This window comes from Xylanimonas ulmi, assembly GCF_004216535.1.
Classification (GTDB): domain Bacteria; phylum Actinomycetota; class Actinomycetes; order Actinomycetales; family Cellulomonadaceae; genus Xylanimonas; species Xylanimonas ulmi.
Window position 1 is genome coordinate 3,435,653 of record NZ_SGWX01000001.1, and the last position, 13,440, is coordinate 3,449,092.

Here is a 13,440-nt window from a genome sequence, read left to right on the forward strand (position 1 = left end):
GCGTGTCACGATCGCCCCATGCATGAGCTGAGCCTGTTGCGCGCCGTCGTCGACTCGGTGGCGCGTGTCGCCGCGCAACGCAGGGCGCGTGGCGTCGAGGCTGTGGGTCTGCGCGTCGGGACGCTCGCCAGTGCGACACCGGAGGCGCTGCGCACCGCGTGGCCGCTCGCCATCTCGGGGACGGCCGTGGCCGGGGCGCGCCTCGACATCGACGTCGTCCAGGCGGCGGTGCGCTGCGCCGAGTGCGCCAGGGACGTGCCGGTCGACCGGTTCTACGCGCTGGTCTGCCCGGTGTGCGCGACGCCGACGGGCGAGCTGGTGACGGGCCGCGAGCTCGCGGTGGCCTATGCCGACCTCGCCGACGACGCCGCCGCCGAGAACCCTGCCGAGAACCCTGGCGACGCTGCGCTCCCTGCGCGCGACCGGCCGGCGGCCTCGTGCCCGGGTCATGACCACCGCCGCTGAGTGACGCAGTCCAACTCCCGATAGTCGGCCTCCGCGAGCCAGTGCTCGACGACCTCGTACGCCATCGCGGCCGCCTCGTCCAGGGCCTCGGTGACGACGTCGGACAGGGAGAAGCGCAGGTCCACGACCTCCGGAACGATCCCGACGATCACGACCTCGCGCGGTTCGCGGCCCAGCAGCCGGGCGACGGAGAGCACGTCGAGCAGGCCGACCTGGTGGGGCGAGAGCTTGCTCGCGAGCAGGCGCGGGACCTGGTCTCCGGTCAACAGCACGACCGTTCCGGGCTCGGGGCCCGCGACCGCGTCGAGCACCAGCAGGCGCTCGGAGTCCTGCACCACGGGCACGAGCTCCATGCCCCCGGTGCCGCCGTCGATGATCTGGACCCGCGGGTCGGTCACCGAGCGCGACAGGTAGGCGATGAGCGCGAGGCCGACGCCGTCGTCGGCCATGATCGGGTTGCCGATCCCCAGCACAGTGATGGTGGCGGCCATGGCGGATCACTCGATCGGAGGGCCGTCGACGGGTCGGGCGCCGCGGCGCACCCACACCCCACCGTTGACCATCGAGGAGACCCCGCCGTGGCGTTCGAGCGAGTCGGCGCGCACCGCGAGGTAGATGTGCATGATCACGAAGGCCCACAGCGCGAACATCAGGAGCGTGTGCGCCAGGCGCACGACGCCGATGCCCACCCAGCCGCTCGGCGCGGCGACCAGCGCCCAGAACGGCGAGTCGACCCGTGCCAGCCCGTAGAGCATGAGCCCCGTCGCCATCTGGAGGGCGCAGGCCGCGTACACGCCGGTGTAGGCGAGTTGCTGGAGCGGGTTGTGCGACAGGTACAGCGGGCTGTGGTCCCTGATGAGCGCGTAGTGCTGCGCCACATGTCCGAGGTTGCGCAGGTCGGCGCGCGACCACAGCGGCCAGAACGAGCGCCACCGCATGGTGCGGTAACGCGAGGTGAAGGTGAGCACGAACCGGGTGGCGCCCAGCACGATCCACGCGAACCCCGCCACGAAGTGCGCCAGGCGCATGCCGCCCATGAGGAACCCGGAGGCGGCGCCGTCGACCGGGGTGGGGCCGAAGAACGGGTCCATGACGTAGTAGCCCGTGGCGCTCAGCACGCCGATCAGGGCGACGTTGGCCCAGTGCTGCAGGCGCAGCGCGGCCGGCCACAAGGCCACGCGGGTCCAGCCGCTCTCGGCGGCGCCGGGGTCACTGGTGTCATGCGGCCCCTGCGGGGTCACCGCGACGAGTCCCTGCAGGTGGAAGCGGCCGACAACGCCGTCGCTGACCGCGGCGGCGGCGACGGCGAGCGGGCGCTCGCCGCGCACGAACGCGCGGTCGGCGTTGCGGCGCACGAGGGATCGCTCCTGCCGGGTGCTGATCGAGGTGGCCAACACCTCGCGCACGGCCCCGCGCATGACGACGACGTCGCGCGTCGCGCCGCTCGGCAGCGCCAGTTCGCGCACCCGCACCAGCGTGTAGCGCCGTTGGGGCGTGGCCGGGTCGACGTCGTCGGCGCCGACCCACGGGACGGGGATCTCGTGGTGGTCGGACTCGAGCGCGGCGGCGGCGGCGCGCACCACCGGGTCGTCGCCGCCCGGGGCCGCGGCGGCGGCGAGCGCGAGCAGTCGCCCATGACTGAGGCCGTCGCTGCTGTGGATCTCCCCGACGTGCAGGACGGCGGCGGGAGACGGCGCGCTCATGGCCCCACGACCGGGGGCCGGGCGTCGCCCAGGTCGAGCACGTGCACGGCGCACGACATGCACGGGTCGAAGGAGTGGATGGTGCGCAGCGGCTCGAGGGGCCGGGCCGGGTCGCGCAGCGGGTGGAGCCCGTCACCGGCGAGCGACTCCTCGTAGGGGCCCTGCCGCCCGCCGACGTCGCGCCCGCCGGCGAGCCAGGTCGTGGGCACCACCGCCTGGTAGCGGGCGACCTTGCCGTCCTCGATCGTGACCCAGTGGCTGAGGTTGCCGCGCGCGACCTCGACGAACGAATAGCCCTCGGCTGTGGCCGGCCAGGTCTTCGGCTCCCAGCGGGAGTTGTCGAACACGTCGAGGTCGCCTTGCGCGATATTGGCCACGAGTTCGGGGAAGGTCACCTCGGCGAGCGTCTCGGCCGAGACCATCGCCTCGATCGCCCGGGCGAGGGTGCGGCCCGCCGTCGAGTTGAGTTGGCCGACGGTGATGCCGAGCTGCCGGGCGGCGTCGTCGACCAGCTCCGTCATGCGGGCGTGCCCCTGGGCGTAGGCGAGCAGCACGCGTGCGACCGGGCCCACCTGGATGGGTCGGCCGTCGTAGCGCGGGGCCTTGCACCACGTGTACCGCTCGGAGTCCGCCAGCCAGTCGAAGGGCGGCTTCGGGCCGGTGTACCGCGGCGTCGTCTCGCCCTGTGCGGGCGGCAGGCCGACGTCGTCGCCGTCCTCGTAGGCGTACCAGGCGGACGCGATGTACTCGGCGATCTTGGTCGGGTCGAACGGGTGCACGGTGGACAGGTCGCCGTCGAGCAGCACGCCGGGCTTGACCGCGGTGTGGGCCGTCGTGGTCCGGGCCGTGTTCGGGTCGCCGCCGAACGTCGCCCCCGCCAGCCCGACCGCGAGGTAGTTCGGCTGGGCGGCGCCGATGTCGAAGTAGTCGCGGTAGGCGCCCATGATCGCGATCGCGTCGGGCAGGTAGCAGTCCCGCACGAACTGGCGCGTCTGGTCGACCCAGTCGGTGATCTGGTCGATCTGGACCTGGTTGATCGACTCCGAGCGGTCGGGGTCGATGGTGCAGGCCATGCCACCCACGAGGAAGTTGGGGTGCGGGTTCTTGCCGCCGAACACCGTGTGGATGCGGATCATCGACCGCTGGAACTCCAGCGCGTCCAGGTAGTGGGCGACGGCCATGAGGTTCGCCTCTGGCGGCAGGCGGTAGTCCGGGTGATCCCAGTAGCCGCCCGTGAAGATCGACAGCTGGCCCGAGTCCAGGAGTTGCCGGACGGTGTCGCGCACCTCGGTCATCCGTTCGAGCGTGTTGCCCCTCCAGGTCGAGCCGATGGCGCGCGCGAACGCGACGGCCGCGGCCGGGTCGGCGGTGGCGGCCGAGGGGACGTGGACCCAGTCGAGCGCGTGCAGGTGGTAGAAGTGGATGACGTGGTCCTGGACCTCCTGCGAGGCCAGCACGATGTCGCGGATGAGCCGAGCCTGCGTGGGCGGGTGGGAGCCGATCGCGTGCTCGACGGCGACGACCGAGGCGATGGCGTGCACCGAGGTGCACACGCCGCAGATGCGCTGCACGAACACCCAGGCGTCGCGCGGGTCGCGGTCCTGCACGATGGTCTCGATGCCGCGGAACTGGGTGGTCTCGCTCCAGGCCCGGGCGATGGTCTCGCCCTGTGTCTCGAGCTCGACGCGCAGGTGGCCCTCGATGCGGGTGATGGGGTCGATGACGACGCGGGTCGACATGGTCACTCCTCCTCGGTGGAGCGGGATGGGAGGGCGTCGTGGCGCACCGACGGGTCGGGGAGCCAGACCTTCTCGCCGAGGGCGTCCAGCGGCGCGCCGTCGGCCCGTCTGCGGGCGGCCGTCCGGCGCAGCGCCGTGAGGCCCGCGTGGGCCGCCACGCCGGCCGCCGTCGCGCCGACCAGCCCCCAGCCGACGGCCTCGGCGGTGGCCTCGACGCCCAGCCCGGCGACGTCGGGCAGGGTTTGGTAGAAGGGCGTGAACCGGTCGAAGAACCGCCTCTCGGTGCAGCCGACACACGGGTGCCCGGCCCCGATGGGCCAGCTCGTGTGCTGGTTCCACTGGATGATCGGGCAGGCGGAGAACGTGCTGGGACCCTTGCAGCCGACGTCGTACAGGCACCAGCCCATGCGCGCGGCCTCGTCGTCGAAGGTCCGCACGAACTGGCCGGCGTCGAAGTGCGGGCGGCGCGGGCACGAGTCGTGCACGCGCTGGTCGTAGGCGAACAGGGGCCGGCCCTCGCCGTCGACGGCGGGCAGGTCGTCGTGGGTCAGGATGTAGGAGACGGCGGCCGTGATGACCTCGCCGATGGGTGGGCAGCCCGCGATGTTGACGATCGGCTTGTCGGTGATGATCTGGTCGACGCCGACCGCGTCCGTCGGGTTGGGGCGTGACGCCTGCACCGAGCCCCAGACCGCGCAGGCGCCGACGGCGAGGATCGCCGAGGCGTGCTCGGCCGACTCGCGCAGCACCTGCTCGGCCGACTTGCCGCCGATGGTGCAGTACGCGCCGCCCTCGCCCCGCGGCACCGAGCCGTTGACGACGAGGATGTGGTCGGACGCGTTGGTCTCGTCGAGCGCGCGGTTGGCGGCGTCGCCCGCGGCCGCCATGACGAGTTCGTTGTAGTTGACCGACAGCAGGCGCAGCACGGCCTCCTCGATCGTGGCGCCGCCCGAGCGCAGCGTCGACTCCACGCATCCGGTGCACTCCTGGAGCTGGAGCCAGACGACGGGGGGCTTGGTCACGGCGGAGAGCCGGTCCGCGATGAGCTCGGCGGTGATCGGCTGGGCCGACGCCGGGCGCGCGAGGGCGGCGTCTCCCATCGCGAAGACGCCCGCGAGGACGCCGCAGAAGGCGAGGAAGTCGCGGCGGCTGACGCCGACATGGGCGAGGTTGCCTCCGAGCGTCGGCGCCCTCCAGCGGCTGGCCTCGACCGGTGTGGCTCCGGTGGGCGGCGGCAGAGACGTCATCGTCTGACCCCTTCGTGGCTGAGGTGGTGACGGCAATCTAGGAAGGAAGCGCGGGCGGGCCGCGTCCGCGTCGTGCCACGTTCACCGCGCGGCGCGGATCGTGCGACGGCGAGGCCGTGCTGCGAGGCAGTGCGGCGAGCCGGCGGCCGAGGCGAACTGACATATGGATGCTGTTCGTCCGGATCGATGCGCTGCTGGGCGATCGTGACGCGTCGCGCGCGGCGGGCCGCGGGCGGCCCGGGGCCACGATGTCCCGGTTCACTGTGGAGCGGGAGGACGTGCGGATGTGCCTCGGCATCCCCGGCAGGATCGTGCGCGTCTGGGACGACCAGGGCACGCGCATGGCCGACGTCGACTTCGGCGGCGCGACCAAGGACGTGTGCCTGGCCTACCTCCCGCACGCGCGCGCCGGCCAGTACACCATCGTGCACGCGGGGTTCGGGCTGACCCTCGTGGACGAGGCCTCCGCGGTGGAGTCGCTGCGGGTCTTCCACGAGCTCGGCATGCTGGAGGACGAGCTCGGCATCCCCTCACGCGCCGGGTCGCCGGGCCGCGTCTCGGCGGCCGGGTGAGGAGCCCGGGATGAGGTTCCTCGACGAGTTCGCCGACCCGGTCCTGGCCCGCCGCATGATCGAGCAGATCAAGGCGACCGCGACCCGCACCTGGACCCTCATGGAGGTGTGCGGCGGGCAGACGCACTCGATCATCCGCAACGGCGTCGACACGCTGCTGGCCGGCGCCGTCGAGTTCATCCACGGCCCCGGGTGCCCCGTGTGCGTGACGCCGCTGGAGATGATCGACCGCTCGCTGGAGATCGCCTCGCGGCCCGACGTCGTCTTCTGCTCCTTCGGCGACATGCTGCGCGTTCCGGGGTCCGGGCGCGACCTGTTCCACGTGCGGGCCGACGGCGGCGACGTGCGCGTCGTGTACTCCCCGCTCGACGCGGTGCGGATCGCGGCCGACAACCCCGCCAAGCAGGTCGTGTTCTTCGGTGTGGGCTTCGAGACGACGGCGCCGGCCAACGCCATGGCGGTGGTCGCCGCGCGTGAGCGCGGCCTGCGCAACTTCTCGATGCTGGTCTCGCATGTGCGCGTGCCCCCGGCCATCACCGCTGTGATGCGCTCCCCGCGCTGCCGCGTCGAGGGGTTCCTCGCGGCGGGGCACGTGTGCACCGTCATGGGCACGGCCGAGTACGGGCCGCTCGTGGAGCGGTTCGGCGTGCCGATCGTCGTGACCGGGTTCGAGCCGCTCGACCTGCTCGCGGGCGTGCGCCAGAGCGTCGAGCTGTTGGAGGCGGGCGCCCCCGCGCTGCGCAACGCCTACCCGCGCGCCGTCGCCGCCGAGGGCAACCCGGTGGCGCAGCGGGTGCTCGCGGACGTCTTCGAGGTGTGCGACCGCAAGTGGCGCGGCATCGGTGAGATCCCCGCCTCGGGCTGGCGGCTGTCGGGGGAGTGGGCCGACTTCGACGCCGGGCGCCGGTTCGCCGTCGACGACCTGGAGGTGCGTGAGTCGCCCGACTGCCGCGCGGGCGAGGTGCTGCAGGGCCTGCTCAAACCCCACCACTGCCCGGCGTTCGGCTCCCGCTGCACCCCCCGCTCGCCGCTGGGCGCGACCATGGTCTCGTCCGAGGGGGCGTGCGCCGCCTACTACGCGTTCCGTCGCCTGGAGGTGCCGTCCGGTGCCTGAGATCTCCCCTCCCGATCAGTGGAGCTGCCCGCTGCCCGTGCGCGCGGGCGAGCGCGTCGTCCTGGGCCACGGGGGCGGCGGCGTCCTGTCGGCCGAGCTGATCGAGCAGGTCATCCTGCCCGCGTTCGGTGGCGCCCCCGCCGGCGGCCTGCGCGACTCCGCGCTCGTGGACGTGCCCGCCGCACTCGCCGACGGCGGCCGCCTCGCGTTCTCGACCGACTCCTACGTCGTCGCGCCCCTGTTCTTCCCCGGCGGGTCGATCGGGGACCTGGCGGTGCACGGCACCATCAACGACCTGGCGATGTCGGGCGCGCTCCCGCTCATGCTCTCGTGCGGGCTCATCCTCGAGGAGGGCCTTGAGATCGACACGCTCGCGCGCGTCGCGCGTGACATGGGCCGGGCGGCGCACGCGGCCGGCGTGCCGATCGGCACGGGGGACACCAAGGTCGTCGGCCAGGGCCACGCCGACGGTCTGTATGTCAACACCGCCGGCATCGGCGTCGTGCCCGCGGGCGTCGAGATCGGCCCCGCACGGGCCCGCCCGGGCGACGTCGTCATCGTCTCGGGGCCCATCGGCGAGCACGGCGTCGCCATCCTCTCCCAGCGCGAGGGCCTGGAGTTCGGCACCACGCTGCGGACCGACTCCGCGTCGCTGCACCGCATGGTCGCCGGGCTGCTGTCCGCCGGGATCGACGTGCGCGTGCTGCGCGACCCCACACGCGGCGGCCTCGCGGCCTCGCTGACCGAGATCGCCGCCGACTCCCGGGTCGGCGTCGTGCTCGACGAGGCCGCGGTGCCTGTGCCCGACGCCGTCGCCGCGGCGTGCGGGTTCCTGGGGCTCGACCCGCTGCACGTGGCCAACGAGGGCAAGCTCGTCGCCGTCGTCGCGCCCGACGACGCCGACCCGGCGCTCGCGGTGATGGGCGCCGACCCCGCGGGGCGCGGCGCCGCCGTCGTCGGCTCGATCACCGACGCGCACCCGGGCCTGCTCGTGGGCCGCACCCGGCTCGGGGCGCGGCGCGTGATCGACCGGCCGCTGGGTGAGCAGCTTCCGCGGATCTGCTGACGCCGCCGCCTCGACGCCCCCGCCTCGACGCCCCCCGCCTCGGTGCCCCACCGCCTCGACGCTCCGCGAACGCCGCGCGCACACTGACGTGAGGGAGACACCGATGAGCGTACCCACCCCGACCCCGGCAGCCGCGCGCGTCGTGGGACTGCGCGTCGCGGGACTGCGCGCCGTCGCGCTGGGCGTGGTGGCCGCGCACCTGGCCGCCGCGCTCGCACTGGCCGCGGCCGTCCTGGCGGGCCATGCCGCCGCGCTCGCGCTGGTGGGGACCGCGTACCTGCTGGGGCTGCGGCACGCGCTCGACGCCGACCACATCGCCGTCATCGACTCCGCGACGCGGCGCCTGACGACGCGCGGCCTGCCCGCGGGCGCCATGGGGCTGTGGTTCTCGCTCGGGCACTCGACGGTCGTGCTCGTCGCGACCGTGGCCGGGTGGGCCGGGCTGCGCTGGCTCGCGGCGGGCGCCGCGCAGAGCGCGGTGGACGCGCTCGCGCGCGTCGGGACGGTCTCGGCCGCCGTGGTGCTCTCGGCGCTCGCCGTCGTCAACGGCGTCACCTGGTGGCGTCAGCTCCGCTCGGCGGCGCCCGTGCGCCCGGGGCCGTCCGGGGTGCTGACGCCGCTGCTGCGGCGCCTGACCGCGCGCGGCTCGCGCGCCTCGGGCCTGTTCCCCGTGGGGCTGATGATGGGGCTCGGGCTCGACACCGCGTCGTCGGTCACGCTGCTGGTGCTGGCCGCGGGCGCCGAGGCGTCGGCGTGGAGCGCCCTGGCCGCCCCGCTCGCCTTCGCCGCCGGGATGTCGCTGCTCGACACCTTCGACGGCGTCCTGATGTCGCAGGCGTACGGGTTCGCCGCGCACGGCTCGCCCGCCGCGCGGCGGCGCTACAACCTGACGGTCACGGGCGTGTGCGTCTCGGCGGCCTCGGTGATCGGCGCGCTGCTCTGGGCCGGGCTCGCGGCCGACACATGGCCCGGAGCGGCGGCGCTCGGCCGCCTCGGCGCGGTCGACACGACGGCGGTGGGCGTCGGGCTCGTCCTCGTGCTGGCCCTCGCCTGGGGCGTCGCGCTGGCCCGGGGCCGCAGGCGGCCCGACCGCCGCGGACCCCAGGTGTGAGGGGAAGGTCAGCGCCAGCGGAAGAGCTTGACCGCGAGCGGGGCGCACACCAGCGTCCAGGCGGCCAGCACCACCATCTGGATCCACGGGAAGGTCTCGCCGCCGATCCAGCCGTACTGCATGATCTGCGCGGCCGCGCCCATCGGCGTCGCGCGCGCGATCTCGTACAGCAGGTCGCCCGGAGCCGCGGAGCCGCCCATGGCGCCCGAGACGAACAGGAAGATGAAGAACAGCGTGTTGCCGACGATCGTGCCGACGTTGGTCTTGGGGACGACGGCGGCCACGAGCGACCCGATCGCCAGCAGCGCGGCCAGGCCCAGCAGGATGCCGACCAGGGTGAGGGCCAGGTTCTGCGGCATCGCGATGGGCGTCATCGCGGCGGCGACGGCGACCATGACCACTGCGCCCAGCAGGGAGGCGGCCACGTTGATCAGGGCGTGCGCGGCGAACAGGGCCTGCGGGCGCATGGGCGAGGCTGAGAACAGCGTGAGCACTCCCTTCTCGCGGAACCCGCCGAAGGTGGCCGGGAGGATCGCGAGCGTGGTCATCCCCATACCCATCGCGATGAACCCGGGGATCAGCGCCAGGATGACGGCCGACCCGTAGATCGGGTGGCCCTGGGCGTCCTGCCACCCATACCCCTGGGCGACCTCGCGCAGCTCGGGCGCCATGAGCATGTTCACCAGCAGTATCAGCGTCGGGAACGCGACCCAGAAGATCGAGGAGTCGCGCAGCCACACCTTGGCCTCGGTGGCCAGCAGCGTGGTGAAGCCGCGCCCGAGCAGGCCGGGGCGCGCGGCTCGCGTCGGGGCGGTCTGCGGCGCGGCGGTCGGCGGCGCGTCAGTGGCGATGGAGGTCATGTCGGCGGTCCTTCGGATGTCCGGGGGAGGTCAGCGGCTCGGCGCGGGCGCGGGCGCGGGGGCGCTCAAGAGGCTCAGGAGGCTCAGGCGAAGACGTGTCGCGGCGAGCTGGCGGCGGTGCGCGCGACGAACACGTCCTCGAGCGAGGCGGCGTCGGGGGTCGCGGCGATGAGGTCGGCGGGTGTGCCCTCGGCGACGACGCGGCCTGAGTCGATGAGCACGAGGCGGTCGCACAGCCGCTCGGCCTCCTCCATGAAGTGGGTGACCAGCAGCACCGTGGTCCCCGCCTCGCGCACCGCGCGGATCGCGTCCCAGACGTCGCGGCGCGCCTGGGGGTCCAGTCCGGTGGTCATCTCGTCCAGGATCGCCACGGCGGGCTTGCCGATGAGCGCGAGCGCGATCGACACCCGCTGCTTCTGCCCACCCGAGAGCGTCTTGAACCGGGCGTCGGCCTTCTCGGTCAGGCCCAGCATGCCGATGAGGTTGTCGACGTCGGCCGGGTTCGCGTGGAATGCGGCGAACATGCCCAGCGCCTCGCGCACCGTGATCTTGTCGTGGAGGTGGGTCTCCTGGAACTGGACGCCGATGTGCTCGCGCACCGCCTCGGGGTGGGCCTGCGGGTCCACGCCGAGCACCGTGATCTGGCCGCCGTCGGCCTGGCGCAGCCCGGCGACGCACTCGACCGTTGTCGTCTTGCCGGCGCCGTTCGGGCCGAGCACCCCGAAGATCTCACCGGGGCGCACCTCGAACGACACGTCCTGGACGGCGACCTTGCCCGGGTAGGCCTTGCGGAGGTGGGTGACCCGGATGGCTGCGCTCGTCATGGCGACCATGGTCCGTGACCGTCGCCATCCCGATTCATGCCTGTGAGCAGAAGGTTCCATGACCTGGCCGCAAGTGAGCGACGGTCGCCGGCGTCGCACGGGGATTTCGCTGCGCGTGAAAGTTGAGCGGGCCAGGCTCAAGTTTCGCGACGCTGGCTTGCCTTGCCGGGAGACGCGAACTAAGTTGAGCGCAGCAGACTCAACCCAGTACCACCGGAGGAACACCACCATGGCTCGAGCAGTCGGCATCGACCTCGGCACCACCAACTCCGTCGTCGCCGTCCTGGAGGGCGGGGAGCCCACCGTCATCGCCAACGCCGAGGGCGCGCGCACGACGCCGTCGGTCGTCGCGTTCTCCAAGACCGGCGAGGTGCTGGTCGGCGAGGTCGCCAAGCGTCAGGCCGTCACCAACGTCGACCGCACCATCTCCTCGGTCAAGCGCCACATGGGCACCGACTGGTCGGTCGAGATCGACGACAAGAAGTACACCGCGCAGGAGATCAGCGCCCGCGTGCTCGGCAAGCTCAAGCGCGACGCCGAGGAGTACCTCGGCGAGCCCGTGACCGACGCCGTCATCACCGTCCCGGCCTACTTCAACGACGCCGAGCGCCAGGCCACCAAGGACGCCGGGCAGATCGCCGGCCTCAACGTGCTGCGCATCGTCAACGAGCCCACCGCCGCCGCGCTGGCCTACGGCCTCGACAAGGGCAAGGAGGACGAGCTCATCCTCGTCTTCGACCTGGGCGGCGGCACCTTCGACGTCTCGCTGCTCGAGGTGGGCAAGGACGCCGACGACGGCTTCGCCACCATCCAGGTGCGCGCCACCTCGGGCGACAACCGCCTGGGCGGCGACGACTGGGACAACCGCGTCGTCGAGCACCTGATCAAGCAGGTCAAGAACTCCTCGGGCGTCGACCTGTCCAAGGACAAGATCGCGCTGCAGCGTCTGCGCGAGGCCTCCGAGCAGGCCAAGAAGGAGCTCTCGTCCGCGACGAGCACCAACATCTCGATGCAGTACCTGTCGATGTCGGAGAACGGCCCCATCCACCTGGACGAGAAGCTCACGCGGGCCCAGTTCCAGCAGATGACCCAGGACCTGCTCGACCGCACCAAGGCGCCGTTCCACAACGTCATCCGCGACGCCGGCATCTCCGTGTCGGACATCGACCACGTCGTCCTGGTCGGCGGCTCGACCCGCATGCCCGCCGTCGCCGACGTCGTGCGCGAGCTGACCGGCGGCAAGGAGCCCAACAAGGGCGTCAACCCGGACGAGGTCGTGGCCGTCGGCGCCGCGCTGCAGGCCGGCGTCATCAAGGGCGACCGCAAGGACGTCCTGCTCATCGACGTCACCCCGCTGTCGCTCGGCATCGAGACCAAGGGCGGCGTGATGACCAAGCTCATCGAGCGCAACACCGCCATCCCGACCAAGCGCTCGGAGATCTTCTCGACGGCCGAGGACAACCAGCCGTCGGTGGCGATCCAGGTGTTCCAGGGCGAGCGCGAGTTCACGCGCGACAACAAGCCGCTGGGCACGTTCGAGCTGACCGGCATCGCGCCGGCGCCGCGCGGCGTCCCGCAGGTCGAGGTCACCTTCGACATCGACGCCAACGGCATCGTGCACGTCTCGGCCAAGGACCGCGGCACGGGCAAGGAGCAGTCGATGACCATCACGGGTGGCTCGGCCATCCCGAAGGAGGACATCGACCGGATGATCAAGGACGCCGAGGCGCACGCCGCCGAGGACAAGAAGCGCCGTGAGGAGGCCGAGACCCGCAACCAGGCCGAGGCCTTCGCCTACTCGATGGAGAAGCAGATCGCGGACAACCGCGACAAGCTCCCCGCCGACGTCGTCACCGAGGTCGAGGCCGACATCGCCGGTGTCAAGACCGCCCTGGAGGGCGAGGACGCCGACGCTGTCAAGGCCGCCTACGAGAAGCTCGGCGCCTCGTCGCAGAAGATCGGTCAGGCGCTCTACGCCCAGCAGGAGCAGGCGGCCCCGGCCGACTCCGAGGCCGCGGGCTCCGCGCCGTCGTCGGACGACGACGTCGTGGACGCCGAGATCGTGGACGAGGACGAGTCCAAGTGACGGACGAGTCGCAGGGCGCCGGTCAGGTGCCGGAGGGCGACAAGCCCTTCACGTTCTCCGACAAGCGCAAGGTCGACCCGGCGACCGGCGCCCCCCGTGAGGGGGGCGCCCCCGCCGCCGACGAGGCGTCCGACGTCGACCCGCTGTCCGGGCTCGACTTCGAGCCCTCGGCCGAGACCGCCGAGCTGGAGAAGGCCAAGGCGGAGGCGGCCGAGCACCTCGACGCGCTGCAGCGCGAGCGGGCGTCGTTCACGAACTACCGCAACCGTGCGCTGCGCGACCAGGAGGCCGCGCGCGCCCGGGGGCTGGAGGACGTGCTGACGGCGCTGCTGCCCGTGCTCGACGACATCGAGCGGGCCAAGGCGCACGCCGAGCTCACGGGCCCGATGGCGGCGATCGCGGAGAAGCTCGACGCGTCGCTGGCGAGGTTCGGGATCGAGCGCTACGGCGTCGTGGGCGAGGAGTTCGACCCCACGGTGCACGACGCGCTCATGCACCGCACCACCGCCGACGCGGAGTCGACCACCATCGAGTTGGTCATCGAACCGGGCTACCGCATCGCCGACCGCGTCGTCCGCGCCGCCCGCGTCGGCGTCGTCGGCCCCGAATGACCCGCGAGGTACCGGTCCTCGGTCGAGGTACCGGTCCTCAAT

General features: G+C 72.8%; 13 protein-coding genes. 7 read left to right on the forward strand and 6 right to left on the reverse strand.

Translation table 11 applies throughout. The features are described from left to right. The first annotated feature begins 18 nt into the window (after nt 1–18). On the forward strand, nt 19–465 hold the full coding sequence (locus EV386_RS15780) for a hydrogenase maturation nickel metallochaperone HypA/HybF (RefSeq protein WP_130416264.1): 447 nt from the start codon (nt 19–21) through the stop codon (nt 463–465). Here EV386_RS15780 and EV386_RS15785 read toward each other — a convergent pair. From EV386_RS15785 to EV386_RS15800, 4 genes are read right to left on the reverse strand one after another with little or no spacing between them, the layout of a single operon-like run. Next, the gene (locus EV386_RS15785; RefSeq protein WP_130416265.1) at nt 447–956 is read right to left on the reverse strand and encodes a HyaD/HybD family hydrogenase maturation endopeptidase; all 510 of its coding nucleotides are present in this window, start codon (nt 954–956) and stop codon (nt 447–449) included. The genes EV386_RS15780 and EV386_RS15785 overlap by 19 nt on opposite strands. A 6-nt stretch (nt 957–962) precedes the next feature. Beyond that, entirely contained in the window at nt 963–2,168 is a 1,206-nt protein-coding gene (cybH, locus tag EV386_RS15790) for a Ni/Fe-hydrogenase, b-type cytochrome subunit (RefSeq protein WP_130416266.1), read from the reverse strand. Beyond that, nucleotides 2,165–3,907, reverse strand: coding sequence for a nickel-dependent hydrogenase large subunit (locus EV386_RS15795; RefSeq protein ID WP_130416267.1), 1,743 nt, complete (start codon nt 3,905–3,907; stop codon nt 2,165–2,167). The genes cybH and EV386_RS15795 overlap by 4 nt, the downstream gene beginning before the upstream one ends. 2 nt (nt 3,908–3,909) lie before the next feature. Beyond that, nucleotides 3,910–5,154 carry a hydrogenase small subunit gene (locus EV386_RS15800; protein ID WP_130416268.1) on the reverse strand — a complete coding sequence of 415 codons (1,245 nt, stop codon included), beginning with the start codon at nt 5,152–5,154 and terminating at the stop codon, nt 3,910–3,912. A gap of 167 nt (nt 5,155–5,321) precedes the next feature. On the opposite strand from EV386_RS15800, the gene EV386_RS15805 reads away from it, so the two are divergent. The 4 genes from EV386_RS15805 (at nt 5,322) to EV386_RS15820 (ending at nt 9,017) form a co-directional block, all read left to right on the forward strand. After that, a complete protein-coding gene (locus EV386_RS15805; RefSeq protein ID WP_207216552.1) occupies nt 5,322–5,726 on the forward strand; it encodes a HypC/HybG/HupF family hydrogenase formation chaperone in 405 nt (134 codons plus the stop codon). Between the two features lie 10 nt (nt 5,727–5,736). Continuing rightward, nucleotides 5,737–6,840 carry a hydrogenase formation protein HypD gene (gene hypD, locus EV386_RS15810; RefSeq protein WP_130416269.1) on the forward strand — a complete coding sequence of 368 codons (1,104 nt, stop codon included), beginning with the start codon at nt 5,737–5,739 and terminating at the stop codon, nt 6,838–6,840. Then, nucleotides 6,833–7,906: a hydrogenase expression/formation protein HypE gene (hypE, locus tag EV386_RS15815; protein WP_130416270.1), complete on the forward strand. Its 1,074-nt coding sequence runs from the start codon at nt 6,833–6,835 to the stop codon at nt 7,904–7,906. Before hypD ends, hypE begins: the two co-directional genes overlap by 8 nt. A 103-nt stretch (nt 7,907–8,009) precedes the next feature. After that, the gene (locus tag EV386_RS15820; RefSeq protein WP_130416271.1) at nt 8,010–9,017 is read left to right on the forward strand and encodes a HoxN/HupN/NixA family nickel/cobalt transporter; all 1,008 of its coding nucleotides are present in this window, start codon (nt 8,010–8,012) and stop codon (nt 9,015–9,017) included. An 8-nt stretch (nt 9,018–9,025) separates the two neighbouring features. Here the strand turns inward: EV386_RS15820 and EV386_RS15825 are convergent, their stop codons facing one another. Further along, nucleotides 9,026–9,877 (reverse strand): ABC transporter permease, encoded by an 852-nt coding sequence (locus tag EV386_RS15825; protein ID WP_130416272.1) that lies wholly within the window; start codon nt 9,875–9,877, stop codon nt 9,026–9,028. An 83-nt stretch (nt 9,878–9,960) separates the two neighbouring features. Continuing rightward, nucleotides 9,961–10,701: an ABC transporter ATP-binding protein gene (locus tag EV386_RS15830; RefSeq protein ID WP_130416273.1), complete on the reverse strand. Its 741-nt coding sequence runs from the start codon at nt 10,699–10,701 to the stop codon at nt 9,961–9,963. A 229-nt stretch (nt 10,702–10,930) separates the two neighbouring features. Here EV386_RS15830 and dnaK point away from each other — a divergent pair, with 229 nt between their 5' ends. Both dnaK and grpE read left to right on the forward strand, forming a co-directional pair. After that, a complete protein-coding gene (gene dnaK / locus EV386_RS15835) occupies nt 10,931–12,787 on the forward strand; it encodes a molecular chaperone DnaK (RefSeq protein ID WP_130416274.1) in 1,857 nt (618 codons plus the stop codon). Continuing rightward, nucleotides 12,784–13,398, forward strand: coding sequence for a nucleotide exchange factor GrpE (gene grpE / locus EV386_RS15840; RefSeq protein ID WP_130416275.1), 615 nt, complete (start codon nt 12,784–12,786; stop codon nt 13,396–13,398). The genes dnaK and grpE overlap by 4 nt, the downstream gene beginning before the upstream one ends. The last annotated feature ends 42 nt before the right edge of the window (nt 13,399–13,440 follow it).